The sequence below is a fragment of the Caulobacter sp. GW821-FHT11E11 genome, assembly GCF_058808315.1.
This window is the reverse complement of the sequence record NZ_JBXARO010000001.1, coordinates 141,007-157,544: the sequence shown is the minus strand read 5'-3', so window position 1 is coordinate 157,544 and position 16,538 is coordinate 141,007. Positions and strand designations below refer to the sequence as shown.

Below are 16,538 nucleotides of genomic sequence, written 5' to 3'. Positions count from 1 at the left end.
CTTCGGCGCCGCCGCAAGCCGTCACCTTGCGTCATGCCGCCGCGCTCCCCATCGTGGGGCGATGTCTTCTTCTCCGCCCGTGATCCATCACCCCGCCTTCCGCGCCGAAATGCCGGCGGGGCATCGCTTTCCGATGGACAAGTTCTCGCGCCTCGCCGGCGTGCTGGAAGCTGAGGAAATTCCGGGTCCGGACGGCTTTCACCGCCCCGAGTTCATCGATGTCGAGACCCTGCGGCTGGCGCATACGGAAGACTATGTCCGGGGCGTGATCGAGCTGTCCCTGCCAGCCGACGTGGTCCGGCGGATCGGCATGCCCAATACCGACAGCGTCGCCACCCGCGCCCGCGCGGCGACCGGCGGCACCTTGTTGGCGGCGCGTCTGGCCCTGGAGCACGGCGTCGCCTGCAACACCGCTGGCGGCAGCCACCACGCCTCGGCCGAGAGCGGCGCGGGCTTCTGCGTGTTCAACGACGTGGCGGTGGCGGCGCGTCGGTTGCTGGCGGAGGGGCTGATCGGCAAGGCCCTGGTCGTGGATCTGGACGTCCACCAGGGCGACGGCACGGCGCGGATCTTCGAGGACGATCCGAGCGTCTTTACGGTCTCGATGCACGCCGAGAAGAACTTCCCGCACCGCAAGGCGGTCAGCGATCTTGACGTCGAGCTGGCCGACGGGACGGGCGATGACGCGTATCTGGAAAAGCTGGAAGCGATCCTGCCGGCGCTGTTTAGCAGCGTCCGGCCGGATATCGTCTTCTTCAATGCGGGGGTGGATCCGCACGCGGACGACAAGCTGGGGCGTCTGTCGCTGACCGATGACGGTCTGGCGCGACGAGAGGCCTATGTCCTGGGCGCTTGTCTTGCTCTTGAGATCCCCGTGGTCGGGGTCATCGGTGGCGGCTACGACGCGGATATCGATCGTCTGGCGGCCCGCCACGCCATCCTGCATCGGACGGCCAAGTCTTTGTATTCTCGGTAGTCCTGGTCGCCATCTCCGTCGAGGCGGCCCTTGCGGGCGGCCCGACGGAGGTTACGCGGCGATCACGCTTACAGGCTCGAAGCGAGCGAACCGGCGATGACGACGAGCGGCAGAACCGCGAGAACGAGCGAGGCGAAGCCGGCAACGGCGTTGGTCTTCATGGTCATGGTCTTGATCCCTGTTTTTGTTGTCCGGCGCCCGTTGGCGTCCGGTGATCAGGGATATAGGCGTCGACTCCGGTTAATGCACGTTACTCATGCTTCATGACGCCGATTTAAGAAACTTTGTCGCACCTAATCGGCATTACAGAGGATTAATGTCGTCGCTGAATTTAGTTTCCTGGGAAACTTTATCCTTTGAGACGGTTATTCCGGGCTCGGACTGTTAATCCTCACTGGGCGCGACGAGAAAGAGTCCACGCATGGTCGCGATGGGAGCGGACCGTGTCTCCTGCCAGGCCTCGACATGGACGTTGGCGATGCGGCGACCCAGCTTCTTGATGCTGGCGCGGGCATAGGTGGTGAGCGGCCGGCCCGAGCGCAGATACTCGATCGAGACGTCGATGGTGCGCGGCTGGCGCTTCATCGGCGCGGCCACCGACAGCTGGGCCAGGGCCGTCATCTCCATGAAGGCGCCCAGCACGCCGCCGTGGATGGCGGGCAGCATCGGATTGCCGACGATGTGCTGGGCGAAGGGCAGGATGGCGGTCATCTCGTCCCCGGCCAGCTCGGCCTTGATCCCTAGGAAGCGGGCATAGGGGATGGCGTCCAGCATGGAGACCAGGCGGGTGTCGATATCGCTCATTGGCCGGCGCCTCCGGTCTTGGCCCGCGTCTCGCGCGGCGGCTTGAAGTTGGCGCCGGGTTTCTTGCCCGCGCTCGAGTCCAGCATGAAGGTCGCCTGGGCGGTGGCCACGGGATCTTCGGGATCGCGGTCGTAGGCGACGGCGCGGACGAAGGCGATTGAACGGGTCATCTTGTAGCAATGGGCGCGGGCCAGCACGTCCAGCCCCGGCTCGGCCGCGCGCATGTAGTCGATGCGCAGATCAAGCGTGGCGATCGAGGTCCAGGTCTCCATGGCCGCGTGCACGGCCTGGCCGCTGGCGTGGTCCAGCAGGGTGGTGACCACCCCGCCGGCGATGACCCCGGTCTCGGGATCGCCGATGATCTCGGGGCGGTAAGGGACCTTCAGGATGGCGACCGCGTCGCCGATCTCCAGGGTCGAGAAGCCCAGCGCCTTGGCCTGGGGGCTGCCCTCGTTCATCGCCGTGGCGATCATGCGGCTCTGTTCGTTATCGCTCATGAGGATAGGCTTAGCGTCTTCCGCGTTGTCATATCCAGCCGTGATCAAGCCTGAAGACCTTCTCTGTCCCCGACCAGGCGGCCTCTACTGCCCGCCGGGAGACTTCTATATCGACCCCGTCCGCCCCGTGGACCGGGCCGTGATCACCCATGGCCATGCCGACCACGCCCGCGCCGGCCACGGAACGGTGGCCGCCACGCCCGAGACCCTGGCGATCATGGCGACGCGCTATGGCGAGGACTTCACTGAGCGGCGCCAGGCCGTTCCCTATGGCGAGACCATCACCCACAACGGCGTCGAGGTGACGCTGGTCCCGGCTGGCCACGTACTGGGCTCGGCCCAGGCGGTGGTGCGCTGGAAGGGCCTGACCATGGTGGTTTCGGGCGACTACAAGCGCCGTCGCGACCCGACCTGCGCCCGGTTCGAACCCGTGCCCTGCGACGTCTTTATCACCGAGGCGACCTTTGGCCTGCCGGTCTTCCGCCATCCCGACGACGCGGGCGAGATCCGCAGCCTGCTGGCCTCGGTCGAGCAGTTTCCCGAGCGTTGCCACATCGTCGGAGCCTATGCCCTGGGCAAGGCCCAGCGGGTGATCAAGCTGCTGCGCGAGGGCGGCTGGGACAAACCGATCTTCGTCCACGGGGCGCTGGAGAGGCTGAACGGGCTCTACGAGGCTTATGGCGTTGAGCTGGGTCCGCTGGCTCCGGCCACGACCTCGGGACCAAAGAGCGCCTTCGCCGGCCAGATCGTGATCGCTCCGCCCAGCGCGATAGCCAACAGCTGGTCGCGGCGGTTCCCGGATCCCGTGGACTGCTTCGCCTCGGGCTGGATGCGGGTGCGGGCTCGGGCGAGACAGCGGGGTGTGGAGCTGCCGCTGATCCTGTCCGACCATGCCGACTGGGATGAACTGACGGCGACCCTGAGCGAGCTTCGGCCCGGCGAGGTGTGGATTACCCATGGCCGCGAAGAGGCGCTGGAGCGATGGTGCGAGCTGGAAGGCCTGCCGGCTCGCGCGTTGCGGCTAGTGGGCTACGACGAGGAGGAGGGCGAGTAGCCTTCCGGCGCGACGCCGACATAGCGCGCCCTGGGGCGGATCAGCCGCCCCGTCTGCAGCTGCTCGATCGCATGCGCGGCCCAGCCGGCGCTCCTGGCCGTGGCGAACAGGATGAATGGCGCGTCCGGCGGCAGTTTCAGGGTGCGGGCCAGGGTCACCAGGGCGAAGTCGATATTGGGCGCGAGGCCCGTGGCCGCTTCCGTCACCGTGCGCAGGTCGGCCAGCAGAGGCGGGGCCTCGAACGCCGCCAGCAGCGCCGCCGCGCGCGGATCGCCGTCGGGATAGAGCGGATGGTCGAAGCCCGGCATCGACGCGCCTCGGGCCAGCCGCGCCGTCACCGCATGGTTGGCGTCACGCCGCTCGGCCTCCTCGACGAAGGCTTCGACCCGCGCGGCCATGCCGCCGTGCAGCGGTCCCGATAGCGCCGACAGACCCGCAAGGCAGGCCGCCGACAGCGACGCCCCGGTCGAGGCCGCCACCCGCGCGGCGAAGGTCGAGGCGTTCAGCTCGTGATCGGCCAGCAGCACCAGGGTCCGGCGGGCGAGATCCGCGCCGGCCGCGTCCAGCCCCCAGGCGGCGGCGAAGCGAGCGTGGGCCGGGCCTTCGCCGGCCTGGCCGGTGGCGGCGTCGACCACGGCCTCCAACAGGTCGGCGGCCTCCATGGCGAGTGCGAGCGGCGCGCGACCTCGGGCGGGGGGCTCGCGCCCGGCGCGGGCGGCCAGGGTCAGGAACAGCCGGCCCCGCGCGCTGTCGGCGACCGGCGGCTCCGGGCGGCGGGACGATTTCAGCGCCGCGCCATGGCCGCCGCGCAGGAGGCGACCGACGTTTTCCAGCGTCAGGCCTTGTTCGGCGAGTTCGACGGCGTCGCGGCCGCGATACCAGAGACGCCCGCCCGCGACGGTGGTGATCGCCGAGGGGAGCACTGGCTCACCCCAGGCAATGGCCTCGGCGGCGACGTCGGCGGCGCGGCGACCGCGCGCCTTCTTCTGCGCCAAAGCCGCGACGTCCGAGGCGCGATAGAGGCTGCGGCGCGGGTCATGCGGATGGGCGGCGGCCTCGATCCGACCTCGGCTGACATAGGCGTAGAGGGTCTGCGGCCGGATCCCCAGTCGTTCCAGAACCTGATCCGCGTCCAGCCAATCCGCCATATAGATTGATTATATTGATCAAGATTGACGATCAAGGCTTGCGGGCGCTTTTCATCAACACGAAAGGAGACCGCACATGTCTGATGGTCTTGAGGGCGTCATCGCCGCCCGCACCGTTCTGTCCGATGTCGATGGGGCCAAGGGCCGCCTGGTGATCCGGGGCTATGCCGTCGAGGATCTGTCGGGCCGCACCCGCTACGAGGAGGCCGCGCACCTGCTGTTCGACGGCTTCTTCGAGGACGCGCCGTCCGACCTGGCCCCGGCCCTGGGCGAAGCCCGCGTACGCGCCTTCGCCGAGGTCGCCGCCCTGGACGAGGGCCTGGCCCGCCGCGACCCGGTCGAGGCCATGCGCGCCCTGCTGGCCCGCCTGCCCGATGGCGACGACCTGAAGACGGCCCTGCTGCTGATCGCCGCCCCGGCCGTCTTCACCCCGGCCGTGCTGCGGGTCGCCAAGGGTGAAAGCCCAGTCGCGCCCGATCCGGTCCTTTCGCACGCCGCCGACATCCTGCGCATGACGCGCGGCGTGCCTGCCACCGACGCCGAGGCCGCCGCGCTGGACGCCTATCTCGTCACGGTCTGCGACCACGGCCTGAACGCCTCGACTTTCGCCGCCCGCGTGGTGGCCTCGACCCGCGCGGGCCTGACCTCGGCGGTGCTGGCCGGGCTATCGGCCCTGAAAGGCCCGCTGCACGGCGGCGCGCCGGGGCCGGTGATCGAGATGCTGGACGAGATCGGCACGCCGGAAAACGCCCGCCCTTGGCTGGAAAAGGCTCTGGCGCGCGGTGATCGGCTGATGGGTTTCGGCCACCGCATCTACCGCGTGCGCGACCCGCGCGCCGACGCCCTGAAGGCGGCCGTGCGCAAGCTGGCCGACGCCTCGCCCAGCCTGCCTGGCCGGGTCGCCTTCGCCGAAGCCGTCGAGCAGGCGGCGCTGGATATCCTGCGCGAGCACAAGCCCGACCGGCCGCTGGACACCAATGTCGAATTCTACACGGCGTTGCTGCTGGAGGCGCTGGGCCTGCCCCCGGCCAGCTTCACCTGCGTCTTCGCCATGGGCCGCGTGTCGGGCTGGCTGGCCCACGCTCGCGAGCAGCTGGCCGGTGGACGGCTGATCCGGCCGCAGTCGGTCTATGTCGGACCGGAAGTCAGAGCGGCGGCTTAGCCTTTGGCGCGGTGTGCGGTAGATAGGGCTCATGTCCCTGTCCGCCGCCGCCGATCCCAAGGCCACTCGCAACGTCGCCCTGCTGTCCGTGGCGACGGCGACCGTCCTGATCGTCGTCAAGGCGATCGCCTGGCAGGCCAGCGACAGCGTGGCGATCCTGGCCTCGCTGTCGGACTCGGCCCTGGACCTGGTGGCCTCGCTGGTCACCCTGTTTGCCGTGCGCTACGCCGCCGCCCCGCCGGACGCCGAGCACCGCTTCGGCCACGGCAAGGCGGAAGCCTTCTCCAGCCTGGTGCAGGGCGGCCTGGTCTTCGCCTCCGGCGCGCTGATTGGGCGCGAGGCCTTCCACGCCTTCCTCAATCCGCGTCCGGTCGAGCACGGGCTGGCGGGGGTGATCGTGATGATCATCTCGATCGTCCTGACCCTGGGCCTGATCACCGCCCAGACCCGGGTGCTGAAGGCCAGCGGCTCGATCGCCATCGCCGGCGACCGCGCCCACTACGCCGCCGACCTAGGCTCGAACGCCGTGGCTTTGGTGGGCGTCGGCGCGGCATCGTGGCTGGGCTTGTCCTGGGTCGACGCTGCGGCGGGCCTGGTCGTGGCGCTGTGGCTGATCTGGGGCGCGATCGGCGTTTTCCGCGAAGCCTCGGGTCAGCTGATGGACACCGAACTGCCCGAGGAGGACCGCGCCAAGATCCTGGCTTTGGCTACCGCCGACCCGCGTATCTTGGGCATCCACCAGCTGCGCACCCGCGCCTCGGGGCCTTACGTCCACATGCAGATGCATGCCGATCTGGCCGCCGACATCTCCCTGGCTGAGGCCCACACCATCATGGTCGAGGCCGAGAACCGCCTGCTGGAGGCCTTCCCGGCGGCCGATATCCTGATCCACCCCGACCCGCGCGGTAAGGCCGAGCCGCACGGCGGACTGTTCGCTCAACCCGTCGAGGGTTGAGTTCTCCGAGCGTGTGAGAGTACGGAAGCCGTATGGACGACGCTCTCTCCCATCTCCCCCGCGCCTTTGCCGGCAAGACCGTGCTGGTCCTCGGCGACGTGATGCTGGACCGCTTCATCTATGGCGCGGTCGACCGCATCTCGCCCGAGGCGCCGGTGCCGGTGATCGCGGTCGAGAAGGAAACCGCCATGCTGGGCGGGGCCGGTAACGTCGCCCGCAACGTCGCCGCCCTCGGGGCCAAGGCGGTGCTGATCGGCCTGGTCGGCCAGGACGACGCCGGCGCGGCCCTGCGCGGCATGATCGACGCCGAGCCGGGCCTCGAGGCCGAGCTGGTGGCCGATCCCAAGCGCCGCACGACCGAGAAGGTCCGCTACATCTCCGGCTCGCACCAGATGCTGCGGGTCGACCGCGAGGATCGCGGCCCCGGCGACGCCGCGACCTTGCTGGCCGCCTTCAAGGCGCGCCTGGCCGCCGCCGACGTGGTGGTGCTGTCCGACTACGCCAAGGGCGTGCTGACCGCCGAGGTCGTGCGCGGGGCGATCGATGCGGCCAGTGCCGCCGGCAAGCCGGTGATCGTCGACCCCAAGAGCCGCGACTTCGCCCGATATGATGGCGCCACCCTGATCAAGCCCAACCGCAAGGAAGCCGCCGAGGCCACGGGCATCACCGACAATTCCGACGAAGCCTCGGAAGAGGCCGGCGCGGCGATCCTGGCCATGGCGCCGGGGCTGGAAGCGGCCCTGATCACCCGTGGCGGGGCGGGTATGACACTCTCCGTTCGTGGCGAGGCGCCAGTGCACCTGCCGGCCACCGCGATCGAGGTGTTCGACGTCTCGGGCGCCGGCGACACCGTGGCGGCGACCCTGGCGCTGGCCGTGGCGGCGGGGGCAAGCCTCGCTGACGCCGCGCACCTGGCCAACCTGGCCGGCGGTCTGGTGGTCGCCAAGCTGGGCACCGATGTCGTCACCGCCGCCGAACTGACCGCCGTCGCGGTCTCGGCCCAAGGCGAACCGGGCGAGATCAAGATCGCCGATCGCGACCATGCCAAGGCGATCGTCGAGGGCTGGCGGGCGCGCGGCCTGAAGGTCGGCTTCACCAATGGCTGCTTTGATTTGCTGCACCCCGGCCACGTCTCGCTGCTCAGCCAGGCCAAGGCCGCCTGCGACCGGCTGATCGTCGGCCTCAACACCGACGCCTCGGTCTCCAAGCTGAAGGGCCCGACCCGGCCGGTGCAGAAGGAGACGGGCCGCGCCACGGTGCTGGCCTCGCTGTCGTCGGTCGATCTGGTGGTGCTGTTTGGCGAGGAGACGCCCCTGGAGCTGATCAAGGCCTTCCACCCGGACGTGCTGGTCAAGGGCGCCGACTACACGGTCGAGACCGTGGTCGGGTCCGATGTGGTGCTGGGCTATGGCGGGAAGGTCGTTCTTGCCGAACTCAAGCAGGGCCAGAGCACGACGAACCTGATTGCGAGAATGAACAGCTAAGTGAGTCAAAAGGCCGCGTAAAAGCCTGCTTTCCTTGGCTTAACGGCGTTCAGCAACCTCTTGTTAAGCAAAGCGGCGCATCGCTCTTTCGATGCAGCCTGAGCGCACCTGGGCATGAGCGTCGAACGCACCCTCCACCATTTCCCCCTGGACCCCGCGTCGCGACAGGTGCGTCTGGCGCTGGGCGAGAAGCGGCTGCCGTTCACCGACGTGCAGGTCCGCTACTGGGAAATGCCGCCCGAGTTCACGTCGCTCAACCCGTCGGGTCTGCCGCCGGTGCTGGTCGAGACCCGCAACCAGCGCAACCTGGTGGTCTGCGAGACGCGAGCCATTCTCGAGCATATCGAAGAGACCGAGAGCGAGCCGGCGCTGCTGGGTCGCGACGCCGGCGAACGGGCCGAGGCTCGCCGCCTGATGCAGTGGTTCGATCGCAAATTCGACAACGAGGTCAACGGCTTCCTCCTGCACGAGAAGATGGAGAAACGCCTGTTGCGGATGGGCGCGCCGGACCTCGCCGCGCTGCGCCAGGGCCGCGAGGCGCTGAAGGCGCACCTGGGCTACATCGACGGCCTGCTGCAGACCCGCGACTGGCTGGCCGGTCGCCGCATGAGCCTGGCCGACTTCGCCGCCGCCGCCCACCTGTCGGTCATCGACTATTTCGGCGACGTGCCCTGGAAGGACTTCCAGGCGGCCAAGACCTGGTACATGAAGCTGAAGTCGAGGCCGGCCTTCCGTCCGATCCTGGCCGACCGCTGGCCCGGCCTCGCGCCGGCCGCGCATTATGACGACCTCGATTTCTGACCTTTCGCCTGACGCCATCAAGGACGAGATCCGCGCCGAGGCCCTGGCCCTGGGGTTCTCGACCTGCGGCTTCGCCGACGCCGCGGCCGCATGGCCCAACGGCGAGTGGCTGAAGGCCTTCGTCGAAGCCGAGCGTCACGGCGACATGGGCTGGATGGAAGAGACGCTGGAGCGGCGCTCGCATCCCACCGCCATGTGGACCGAGGCCAGGTCGGCGGTGGTGCTGGGGGTCAACTACGGCCCCGACATCGATCCGCTGGAGCAGCTGAAATCGACCAGCGACGCGGCGATCTCGGTCTATGCCCAGGGCGACGATTATCACGACGTCATCAAGAAGCGCCTGAAGGTGTTGGCCGGCTGGATGCATCGCCGGTTCGGCGAGGACGTGAAGGTCTTCGTCGACACCGCGCCGCTGATGGAAAAGCCGTTGGCCCAACGCGCGGGCCTGGGCTGGCAGGGCAAGCACACCAACCTGGTCTCACGCCAGTTCGGCTCGTGGCTATTCCTGGGCAGCGTGTTGACGACCCTGGACCTGCCGCCCGATGAAGCCGAGGTCGACCACTGCGGCCGGTGCAGCGCCTGCCTGGACATCTGCCCGACCCAGGCTTTTCCGGCCCCGCGCCAGCTGGATGCGCGGCGGTGCATCTCGTACCTGACTATCGAGCTGGCGGGGCCGATCCCAGCGGAGTTCCGCACCGCGATGGGCAACCGGATCTATGGCTGCGACGACTGCCTGGCGATCTGTCCGTGGAACAAGTTCGCGAGCCTCTCCAGCGAGGCCAAGCTGCAGGCCCGCGAGGCGCTGAAGCAGCCGTCCCTGGCCGAGCTGGCGGTGCTGGACGACACCGAGTTCCGGGCGCTGTTCTCTAAGAACCCGATCAAGCGCATCGGCCGCGACCGCTTCGTGAGGAACGTCCTCTACGCGATCGGCAACAGCGGCGATGCGAGCCTGATGGCGGTTGTCGAGCCGCTGCTGGCTGACCCCGCGCCGGTGGTGCGCGGCGCGGCGGTGTGGGCCGCGCGGCGACTGCTCGGAAACGCCTCGGCGCTGAAGCGCGCCGAGGACGATCCCGAAGTTCTGGCGGAGTGGGCCTAGGCCTTCAGCGCCGCTTCCACGGCCGTGCGGGCGGCGGCGCCCAGGTCCGGACGCTTCAGGGCCAGGGCGACATTGGCCTTCAGCAGGCCGATCTTGTCGCCGCAGTCGTGGGTATTGCCTTCGTAGACATAGGCGTGGAACTGCTGCTGGGTCATCAGCTTGGCCATCGAGTCCGTCAGCTGGATCTCGTTGCCCGCGCCCTTTTCCTGGCTGGCCAGCAGTTCGAAGATCTCGGGCTGCAGGATGTAGCGGCCGGCGATCGACCAGTTCGAGGGCGCCGTGCCCTGAGCCGGCTTCTCGACCATGCCGGTCATGGTGGCCAGGCGGCCGTTCACTTCGCCCGGGGCGACGATGCCGTACTTGTGGGTCTCGCTGGCGGGCACTTCCTCGACGCCGATGACGTTGCCGCCGCCGACCTTGTCATAGACCTCGATCAGCTGGCCCAGCGCCGAAGGATCGGCGTCGACGATGACGTCGGGCAGCATGACCGCGAACGGCTCGTCGCCGATGATGTCGCGGGCGCACCACACCGCGTGACCCAGGCCCAGCGGGGCCATCTGGCGCACGAAGCTCATCTCGCCCGGACGGGGCAGCTCGTCGCGCAGCTGCTGGAGGATGTCCAGCTTGCCCTTGGCTTCCAGCTGGGCTTCCAGCTCGACCTGGTGGTCGAAATAGTCCTCGATCGCGCCCTTGCCGCGGCCGGTGACGAAGACGAAGTGCTCGATGCCGGCCTTGCGGCCTTCCTCGACGATGTACGACAGGATCGGACGGTCGACGACGTTCAACAGCTCCTTCGGCGTCGTCTTGGTGCCCGGCAGCACGCGCGTGCCGAGGCCGGCGACGGGAAGGACGGCTTTACGAACGGGTTTCATGAGCGTCTCGTCTGAGTATTGGGTGGTCGTTTCTAGAAAAGCTTTCTGACGAAAGCCACCACTGTTCCGTGAAAAGTATTCTACGGCCCGTTCGTGTTCGTCCGGAGATGGATTCCCGGGCTCTTCGTGCTAGCTGAACGGCCTGATTGTTCGAGGTTCTTCATGCATCGCCGCGCCCTGCTCGTCACCCTCGCCGCCGCCGGCCTGACCCTGGCCGCCTGCGGTCCCAGCAAGAAGGCCCAGGAAAACCTGAGCATCGCCGACGCCTTCATGGCCAAGAACGCCAAGGAGCCCGGCGTCGTCACCCTGCCCGAGGGCGTGCAGTACAAGGTGGTGCGCGAGGGCGCGAACGGCGGCATGCACCCGACCAAGGCCGATGAGGTCAAGGTCCACTACGAAGGCAAGCTGCTGGACGGTACGGTCTTCGATAGCAGCTACGAGCGCGGCGTGCCGGCGGTGTTCCCGCTGGACGGCCTGGTGCCGGCCTGGGTTATCGCCCTGCAGCGCATGAAGGCGGGCGACGAATGGATCCTCTACGTGCCGCCGGCCCTGGGCTACGGCGCGCAGGACAAGGGCCCGATCCCGGCCAACAGCGTGATGGTCTTCCGCATCGAGCTGCTGGACGTGAACCGGATCGGGCCGGGCAAGCCCAAGCAGTAGGGTTTAGACCACGCGGGGCGGGTAACCGCTCTCGCGCAGGGCCTGCATGACGTCCTGGGTGTGCTGAGCGTCGCGGGTTTCGATGGTGATGTCGAACTCCGCGCCCTTGGCCGGGACGTCCAGGGCCAGGCGGTTGTGGTTGACCTCGATGATGTTGGCGCCCATGGCCCCGATCACGCTGGCCACGGTCGACAGCAGGCCCGGACGGTCGTCGCCGATGATCCGAAGGGAGGCCAGGCGCTGGGCGCGGACCAGTTCGCGGGTCAGCACCGAGGCCAGCAGGCGGGTGTCGATATTGCCGCCGCACAGGATCAAGCCGCACTTCTTGCCCCGGAAGCGTTCCGGATAGGCCAGCAGCGCCGCCAGCGAGGCCGCGCCGGCGCCCTCGGCGATGGTCTTCTCGACATTGCAGTACAGCGAGACGGCCTGTTCCAGGTGCGGCTCTTCCAGCAGCAGCACGTCGTCGATCAGCGGGCGGACGACGCCATAGGTCAGCTCGCCGACCTGCTTGACCGCGACACCTTCAGCAATGGTCTGGCCGCCGCAGTGAGCGGCGACGCCGCGCATCTTGGCGGTGAAGGACGGGTACATGGCCGGCTCGCAGCCGATGATGCGGATGTCGGGCTTCAGCGCCTTGGCCGCCGTGGCTACGCCGCTGATCAGGCCGCCGCCGCCGATCGGCACCGGCAGGATCTCCAGGTCCGGCGCGTCTTCCAGCATCTCCAGGGCGATCGTGCCCTGGCCGGCCATGATGTCGTAGTCGTCGAACGGGTGGACGAAGGTCAGGCCCTGCTCGTCGCGCAGCTTGCGGGCGTGGGTGTTGGCGTCGTCATAGGTCTCGCCCTCGATGATCACGGTCGCGCCGAAATCGCGGGTGTGCTGCACCTTCACGAACGGCGTGGTGCGGGGCATGACGATGGTGACGGGCACGCCCAGGCGGGCGCCGTGATAGGCCAGGCCCTGGGCGTGGTTGCCGGCGCTGGCGGCGATGACGCCCTGCTTCTTCTCGGCTTCCGAGAGCAGCATCAGCTTGTTCAGCGCGCCGCGCTCCTTGTAGGCGGCGGTGAACTGCAGGTTCTCGAACTTCACCCACACCTCGGCGCCGGTGATCTTCGACAGCGTCTTGGAGTGGCGGCAGGGCGTGCGCTCGATCTGACCCTTCAGGCGGCCGGCGGCGGCTTGGATGGCGGCGAGGTCGAGGGTCATCGGGTCAGCACTCTGTCGCGGCGAGAAACGAGCCGTGGCCGGGCCTCTAGCACGGCGCGACCATCCGGGCACACCCCTTTAGGGCGCGGTCTCCAGCAGGTTTTCTATGGCGGCCCAGGCCTGCGGCTCGGTCAGCATCGGCGCGTGGCCGACGCCGGGGACCTCGGCATAGGCCATGTCGGGCGCGGCGGCCCGCATGCGCTCGGCGATGGCGGGGTCGATCAGGTCGGAGATGCCGCCGCGCACCAGCAGTAGCGGACGGTCCTTCGCCAGGGCGCGGAACAGCGGATACATGTCCGGCGGGGCGAGGGCCGCGCCGCCTTCGGCCTGGGATTTGGACGCCGCTTCCGCCGCCGCCTTGATCGGGGCCGAGATGTCGGGGTCGTAGGCCAGGACGAAACCCCCGTCCTTCTCGTCGAACAGCCGGCGGGCGAAGACGTCCCAGTCCTCGGGGCCGTAGCTCGGGAAGGCCGCTTCGTTGATGGCCTTGGCGTAGGCGACGGCGGCGTCCCAGGTCTCGAACCGGCTGGCCATACCGGTGTAGCCGGCGATGCGAGCCAGGCCGACGGGCGACAGCTCGGGGCCGACATCGTTCAGCACGGCCGCCGCGATCGCCTGGGGCACGATCGAGGTCAGCACCATGGTGATCAGCCCGCCCATGCTGGTGCCGACGAACACCGCCTTCTCGATCCCGGCCGCCTGGAGCAGCGAGACGACGTCGGCGGCGTAGGTCCCTGGATGGTAGTTCATCGGGTTCGGATCGCGCGCCGACAGGCCCCGGCCACGCACGTCGACAGCCAGCACCCTGCGGCCCGTAGCGGCGATGCGCGGCGCCAGGTCCTCGAAGTCGCGGGCGTTGCGGGTCAGGCCGTGGATGCAGATCACCGGCAGCTTCCGGGCCTCGCCCACAGGGGCATAATCCCGCGCGTGCAGCGGCAGGCCTTCGTGCGAGGTCCAGAAGAAGTCGGTGAAGCTCATGATCAGGCCTCGTAGGTGAAGGGCGAGTCGATCTCGCTCAGCAGCGGGGCGGCGTTGTCGCGGTCGTTGGCGGTGATCTCGGCGACCGGGATCGGCCAGTCGATGCCGACCGCCGGGTCGCTCCAGCGCACCGCGCCCTCGGCGGCCGGCGCGTAGTAGTCGGTGACCTTGTAGAGCACCTCGCAGGCGTCGGTCAGGGTGACGTAGCCGTGGGCGAAGCCCTTGGGGACCAGCAGCTGCTGGCGGTTCTCGGCCGACAGCTCGGCCCCGACCCATTGGCCATAGGTCGGCGAGCCTTTGCGGATATCGACCGCGACGTCGAAGATCGATCCGACCACGCAGCGCAACAGCTTGTCCTGGGCGTGGGGCGGCTTCTGGTAGTGCAGGCCGCGCTGGATACCTTGCGTCGTGGACCGCACATGGTTGTCCTGGACGAAAGCGGCCTTAAATCCAGCCTCCTCCAGCGCCGCCTGGCGGAAGGTCTCGGAAAACCAGCCACGCTCATCGCCATGCCGCGCGGGCGTGATAAGCAGCACTTCGGGGATCGCCAGCGGCGTGATCTTCATGACGCGTACCTTGAGAAACGAACCCGCCACCGATGCCGGCTGAAGCGACCGAAAACAACCCCGCGCCGGCGGTGACGGTGATCATCGTCTCTTACCAGAGCGGTCCGACGCTTGAGCCGTGCCTGGAACGGCTGGCGGCCCAGACCTTCCGCGACTTCGAGACCATCCTGATCGACAACGCCTCGACCGACGGCGCCCCGCAGGCGGCGGCCAAGGCCCATCCGCGGGTCGATTTCGTCGAGGCGGGCGCGAACCTGGGCTTCGCGGCCGGCAACAACTTCGCGGCCCGCCGGGCCAAGGGGCGTTGGCTGGTCCTGCTCAACCCCGACGCCTATGCCGAGCCCGAATGGCTGGCTGAACTGATGGCCGGGGTCGAGCGCCACCCGACCGTGAAGAGCTTCGCCTCCCTGCAGCTGTCGGCCGATCGGCCCGGCCTGCTGGACGGGGCCGGCGACAATGTCACCAGCGCGGGCATACCGTTCAGAGGCGGGTATGGCCGCAAGGAACCGGCGGTCCTGCCCGAGGGCGAGGTGTTCTCGGCCTGCGGCGCGGCGATGCTGATCGACCGGGCGCTGTTCCTCGATGTCGGCGGCTTCGACGAGCGCTATTTCTGCTACTGCGAGGACGTCGACCTGGGCTATCGGCTGCGGCTCTACGACTATCCGACCCTGCTCTTGCCCAAGGCCAAGGTCGCCCACGTCGGCTCGGCGAGCACCGGCGTGCGGTCTGACTTCTCGATCTTCCACGGCTCGCGCAACCGGGTCTGGACCTTCTTGAAGAACACGCCCGGCTGGCTGCTGCCGGTCACCCTGCCGCTGCACGTGGCGGTGACGGCGGGCCTGCTGCTGCTGCACTGGCGGCGCGGCGACGTGGCTCCGGCGATCCGGGGCATCAAGGCGGCGCTGAAACGCGAGGAGCTGGACCAGGTCATGGCCGACCGCCGCGCGATCCAGGCCAAGCGCAAGGTCTCGCCCGGCGCGATCCTGCGGGTGATGTCGATCGATCCGGCAGCCTTTATCGGCCGGCGGTTCGTCATCCGGCGCTGGAAAGGTCCTCGATCAGCCGGCGCATGAAGGCCGCGCCGCGCTGCATCTGGCTGATCTCGACATATTCGTCGGGCTGGTGGGCCTGGTCGATCGAGCCGGGACCACAGATGACGGTCGAGAAGCCCGCGCCCTGGAACTGCCCGGCCTCGGCGGCATAGGGCACCACCCGCGCCGGACCGTTGTCGCCGGCCAGCTTGCGGGCGAAGGCCTCGGCGACCCCGTCCTCCTCGGGCGCGAAGGCCGGGGTCAGCGAGCGGCGCTCGACCTTGACGCCGCCTTCCGGGGCCTTGGCCTTGATCTCGGCGTCCATCGCCTCGGCCGCCGCGAAGAAGTCGGCCAACAGCGCCATCGGATCCATCTTGCCCGGCGTACGCAGGTCGAACAGGAACTTGCACTCGCGGGCCAGGATGTTCCCGGCCGTGCCGCCATGGACCATGCCGACGGTCAGGGTCGCGCCCTTGGGCATGAACGGCGAGGCCGGATCGGCCTCGCGCTCCAGCTTTTCCGACAGCTCGACCAGCATGGCCATCAGCTTGATCGCGGCCGTATTGGCCGAGACGCCCAGGTGCGTGAGGCTGGAATGGGCCTCGCGGCCGGTGACAGTCACCGTGAAGGTCGCGATGCCCTTGTGGCCGCGCACGGCGACCATGTCGGTGGGTTCGCCAACCACCACGAGGGCTGGGCGGGGGACCTCGGTGGCGATGACCGCGATCATGTCGGGCGCGCCCAGGCAGCCGACTTCCTCGTCATAGGAGAAGGCCAGGTGCACCGGCTTGGACAGGGTGGCCTGGGCCAGGTCCGGCGCGGCGGCCAGCGCCAGGGCCAGGAAGCCCTTCATGTCGCAGGTCCCGCGGCCGTAGAGCCGCCCCTCCCGCTCGGTCAGCACCCACGGATCGCTGGACCACGGCTGGCCGTCGACCGGCACCACGTCGGTATGGCCGGAGAGCACGATCCCGCCCTCGACCGCCGGGCCGATGGTGGCCATCAGGTTGGACTTGGTCCCGTCGGCGTTCGGCACGCGGCGGGTCGGGACATCCAGATGAGCCAGGTACTGCTCGACCCACTGGATCAACTCCAGGTTCGACCGGCGCGAGGTGGTGTCGAACGCCACCAGCTTGGCCAGGATGTCGATCGCACGATCAGACAAGACTTCGGAGGAAGAAACCATGATCCAAGCCTAGACCCGTTCTCACTGCGCCGCCTACCCAACCGCAGCAAGATCGTGGTCCCATG

The 16,538-nt window shown here is 68.7% G+C and carries 18 protein-coding genes; 9 read left to right on the top strand and 9 right to left on the bottom strand.

Annotated elements, in window-relative coordinates; genetic code table 11:
- The first annotated feature begins 61 nt into the window (after positions 1 to 61).
- Positions 62 to 976 carry a histone deacetylase family protein gene (locus AC1RR5_RS00750; protein WP_492919192.1) on the top strand — a complete coding sequence of 305 codons (915 nt, stop codon included), beginning with the start codon at positions 62 to 64 and terminating at the stop codon, positions 974 to 976.
- A 68-nt stretch (positions 977 to 1,044) separates the two neighbouring features.
- On the opposite strand, the gene AC1RR5_RS00745 is transcribed toward AC1RR5_RS00750, so the two are convergent.
- The 3 genes from AC1RR5_RS00745 to AC1RR5_RS00735 form a co-directional block, all read right to left on the bottom strand.
- Positions 1,045 to 1,143: a hypothetical protein gene (locus AC1RR5_RS00745; protein WP_492084139.1), complete on the bottom strand. Its 99-nt coding sequence runs from the start codon at positions 1,141 to 1,143 to the stop codon at positions 1,045 to 1,047.
- A 217-nt stretch (positions 1,144 to 1,360) separates the two neighbouring features.
- Positions 1,361 to 1,780, bottom strand: coding sequence for a PaaI family thioesterase (locus AC1RR5_RS00740; RefSeq protein WP_492919191.1), 420 nt, complete (start codon positions 1,778 to 1,780; stop codon positions 1,361 to 1,363).
- Positions 1,777 to 2,277 (bottom strand): PaaI family thioesterase, encoded by a 501-nt coding sequence (locus AC1RR5_RS00735; protein ID WP_492919190.1) that lies wholly within the window; start codon positions 2,275 to 2,277, stop codon positions 1,777 to 1,779. The genes AC1RR5_RS00740 and AC1RR5_RS00735 overlap by 4 nt, the downstream gene beginning before the upstream one ends.
- A gap of 25 nt (positions 2,278 to 2,302) precedes the next feature.
- On the opposite strand from AC1RR5_RS00735, the gene AC1RR5_RS00730 reads away from it, so the two are divergent.
- The gene (locus tag AC1RR5_RS00730; RefSeq protein WP_492919189.1) at positions 2,303 to 3,331 is read left to right on the top strand and encodes a ligase-associated DNA damage response exonuclease; all 1,029 of its coding nucleotides are present in this window, start codon (positions 2,303 to 2,305) and stop codon (positions 3,329 to 3,331) included.
- Here AC1RR5_RS00730 and AC1RR5_RS00725 read toward each other — a convergent pair.
- Positions 3,307 to 4,479: a citrate/2-methylcitrate synthase gene (locus tag AC1RR5_RS00725; RefSeq protein ID WP_492919188.1), complete on the bottom strand. Its 1,173-nt coding sequence runs from the start codon at positions 4,477 to 4,479 to the stop codon at positions 3,307 to 3,309. The two genes, AC1RR5_RS00730 and AC1RR5_RS00725, sit on opposite strands and share 25 nt — an antisense overlap.
- Positions 4,480 to 4,555: 76 nt before the next feature.
- Between AC1RR5_RS00725 and AC1RR5_RS00720 the strand changes: the two genes are divergently transcribed.
- From AC1RR5_RS00720 to queG, 5 genes are all read left to right on the top strand, one after another.
- Positions 4,556 to 5,641, top strand: coding sequence for a citrate synthase/methylcitrate synthase (locus AC1RR5_RS00720; RefSeq protein ID WP_492919187.1), 1,086 nt, complete (start codon positions 4,556 to 4,558; stop codon positions 5,639 to 5,641).
- 31 nt (positions 5,642 to 5,672) lie between these two features.
- Positions 5,673 to 6,596 (top strand): cation diffusion facilitator family transporter, encoded by a 924-nt coding sequence (locus tag AC1RR5_RS00715; RefSeq protein ID WP_492919186.1) that lies wholly within the window; start codon positions 5,673 to 5,675, stop codon positions 6,594 to 6,596.
- A 32-nt stretch (positions 6,597 to 6,628) separates the two neighbouring features.
- On the top strand, positions 6,629 to 8,080 hold the full coding sequence (gene rfaE1 / locus AC1RR5_RS00710) for a D-glycero-beta-D-manno-heptose-7-phosphate kinase (protein ID WP_492919185.1): 1,452 nt from the start codon (positions 6,629 to 6,631) through the stop codon (positions 8,078 to 8,080).
- Between the two features lie 114 nt (positions 8,081 to 8,194).
- Complete coding sequence (gene fzlA, locus AC1RR5_RS00705; RefSeq protein ID WP_492919184.1) at positions 8,195 to 8,881, top strand: FtsZ-binding protein FzlA; 687 nt, start codon at positions 8,195 to 8,197, stop codon at positions 8,879 to 8,881.
- A complete protein-coding gene (queG, locus tag AC1RR5_RS00700; RefSeq protein ID WP_492919183.1) occupies positions 8,862 to 9,977 on the top strand; it encodes a tRNA epoxyqueuosine(34) reductase QueG in 1,116 nt (371 codons plus the stop codon). The genes fzlA and queG overlap by 20 nt, the downstream gene beginning before the upstream one ends.
- On the opposite strand, the gene AC1RR5_RS00695 is transcribed toward queG, so the two are convergent.
- Entirely contained in the window at positions 9,974 to 10,849 is an 876-nt protein-coding gene (locus tag AC1RR5_RS00695; RefSeq protein ID WP_492919182.1) for a UTP--glucose-1-phosphate uridylyltransferase, read from the bottom strand. The two genes, queG and AC1RR5_RS00695, sit on opposite strands and share 4 nt — an antisense overlap.
- Positions 10,850 to 11,011: 162 nt before the next feature.
- On the opposite strand from AC1RR5_RS00695, the gene bamJ reads away from it, so the two are divergent.
- Positions 11,012 to 11,509, top strand: coding sequence for a BamJ family beta-barrel-assembly machinery protein (gene bamJ, locus AC1RR5_RS00690; RefSeq protein WP_492919181.1), 498 nt, complete (start codon positions 11,012 to 11,014; stop codon positions 11,507 to 11,509).
- A 3-nt stretch (positions 11,510 to 11,512) separates the two neighbouring features.
- On the opposite strand, the gene AC1RR5_RS00685 is transcribed toward bamJ, so the two are convergent.
- The 3 genes from AC1RR5_RS00685 to rfbC all read right to left on the bottom strand — a co-directional run bounded on the left by AC1RR5_RS00685 (position 11,513) and on the right by rfbC (position 14,259).
- A complete protein-coding gene (locus AC1RR5_RS00685; protein WP_492919180.1) occupies positions 11,513 to 12,715 on the bottom strand; it encodes a threonine ammonia-lyase in 1,203 nt (400 codons plus the stop codon).
- A 78-nt stretch (positions 12,716 to 12,793) separates the two neighbouring features.
- The gene (locus AC1RR5_RS00680) at positions 12,794 to 13,696 is read right to left on the bottom strand and encodes an alpha/beta fold hydrolase (RefSeq protein WP_492919787.1); all 903 of its coding nucleotides are present in this window, start codon (positions 13,694 to 13,696) and stop codon (positions 12,794 to 12,796) included.
- Positions 13,696 to 14,259: a dTDP-4-dehydrorhamnose 3,5-epimerase gene (gene rfbC / locus AC1RR5_RS00675; RefSeq protein WP_492919179.1), complete on the bottom strand. Its 564-nt coding sequence runs from the start codon at positions 14,257 to 14,259 to the stop codon at positions 13,696 to 13,698. Before rfbC ends, AC1RR5_RS00680 begins: the two co-directional genes overlap by 1 nt.
- A 32-nt stretch (positions 14,260 to 14,291) precedes the next feature.
- On the opposite strand from rfbC, the gene AC1RR5_RS00670 reads away from it, so the two are divergent.
- The gene (locus AC1RR5_RS00670) at positions 14,292 to 15,332 is read left to right on the top strand and encodes a glycosyltransferase family 2 protein (RefSeq protein WP_492919178.1); all 1,041 of its coding nucleotides are present in this window, start codon (positions 14,292 to 14,294) and stop codon (positions 15,330 to 15,332) included.
- On the opposite strand, the gene argE is transcribed toward AC1RR5_RS00670, so the two are convergent.
- Positions 15,292 to 16,473: an acetylornithine deacetylase gene (argE, locus tag AC1RR5_RS00665; RefSeq protein ID WP_492919177.1), complete on the bottom strand. Its 1,182-nt coding sequence runs from the start codon at positions 16,471 to 16,473 to the stop codon at positions 15,292 to 15,294. The two genes, AC1RR5_RS00670 and argE, sit on opposite strands and share 41 nt — an antisense overlap.
- Between the last annotated feature and the right edge of the window lie 65 nt (positions 16,474 to 16,538).

Bases quoted from the DNA above. Each gene is read 5' to 3' on its own strand.
- AC1RR5_RS00750 (WP_492919192.1), top strand. From the start codon at position 62: ATGTCTTCTTCTCCGCCCGTGATCCATCACCCCGCCTTCCGCGCCGAA.
- AC1RR5_RS00745 (WP_492084139.1), bottom strand. From the start codon at position 1,143: ATGACCATGAAGACCAACGCCGTTGCCGGCTTCGCCTCGCTCGTTCTC.
- AC1RR5_RS00740 (WP_492919191.1), bottom strand. From the start codon at position 1,780: ATGAGCGATATCGACACCCGCCTGGTCTCCATGCTGGACGCCATCCCC.
- AC1RR5_RS00735 (WP_492919190.1), bottom strand. From the start codon at position 2,277: ATGAGCGATAACGAACAGAGCCGCATGATCGCCACGGCGATGAACGAG.
- AC1RR5_RS00725 (WP_492919188.1), bottom strand. From the start codon at position 4,479: ATGGCGGATTGGCTGGACGCGGATCAGGTTCTGGAACGACTGGGGATC.
- AC1RR5_RS00720 (WP_492919187.1), top strand. From the start codon at position 4,556: ATGTCTGATGGTCTTGAGGGCGTCATCGCCGCCCGCACCGTTCTGTCC.
- AC1RR5_RS00715 (WP_492919186.1), top strand. From the start codon at position 5,673: ATGTCCCTGTCCGCCGCCGCCGATCCCAAGGCCACTCGCAACGTCGCC.
- rfaE1 (WP_492919185.1), top strand. From the start codon at position 6,629: ATGGACGACGCTCTCTCCCATCTCCCCCGCGCCTTTGCCGGCAAGACC.
- fzlA (WP_492919184.1), top strand. From the start codon at position 8,195: ATGAGCGTCGAACGCACCCTCCACCATTTCCCCCTGGACCCCGCGTCG.
- queG (WP_492919183.1), top strand. From the start codon at position 8,862: ATGACGACCTCGATTTCTGACCTTTCGCCTGACGCCATCAAGGACGAG.
- AC1RR5_RS00695 (WP_492919182.1), bottom strand. From the start codon at position 10,849: ATGAAACCCGTTCGTAAAGCCGTCCTTCCCGTCGCCGGCCTCGGCACG.
- bamJ (WP_492919181.1), top strand. From the start codon at position 11,012: ATGCATCGCCGCGCCCTGCTCGTCACCCTCGCCGCCGCCGGCCTGACC.
- AC1RR5_RS00685 (WP_492919180.1), bottom strand. From the start codon at position 12,715: ATGACCCTCGACCTCGCCGCCATCCAAGCCGCCGCCGGCCGCCTGAAG.
- rfbC (WP_492919179.1), bottom strand. From the start codon at position 14,259: ATGAAGATCACGCCGCTGGCGATCCCCGAAGTGCTGCTTATCACGCCC.
- AC1RR5_RS00670 (WP_492919178.1), top strand. From the start codon at position 14,292: ATGCCGGCTGAAGCGACCGAAAACAACCCCGCGCCGGCGGTGACGGTG.
- argE (WP_492919177.1), bottom strand. From the start codon at position 16,473: ATGGTTTCTTCCTCCGAAGTCTTGTCTGATCGTGCGATCGACATCCTG.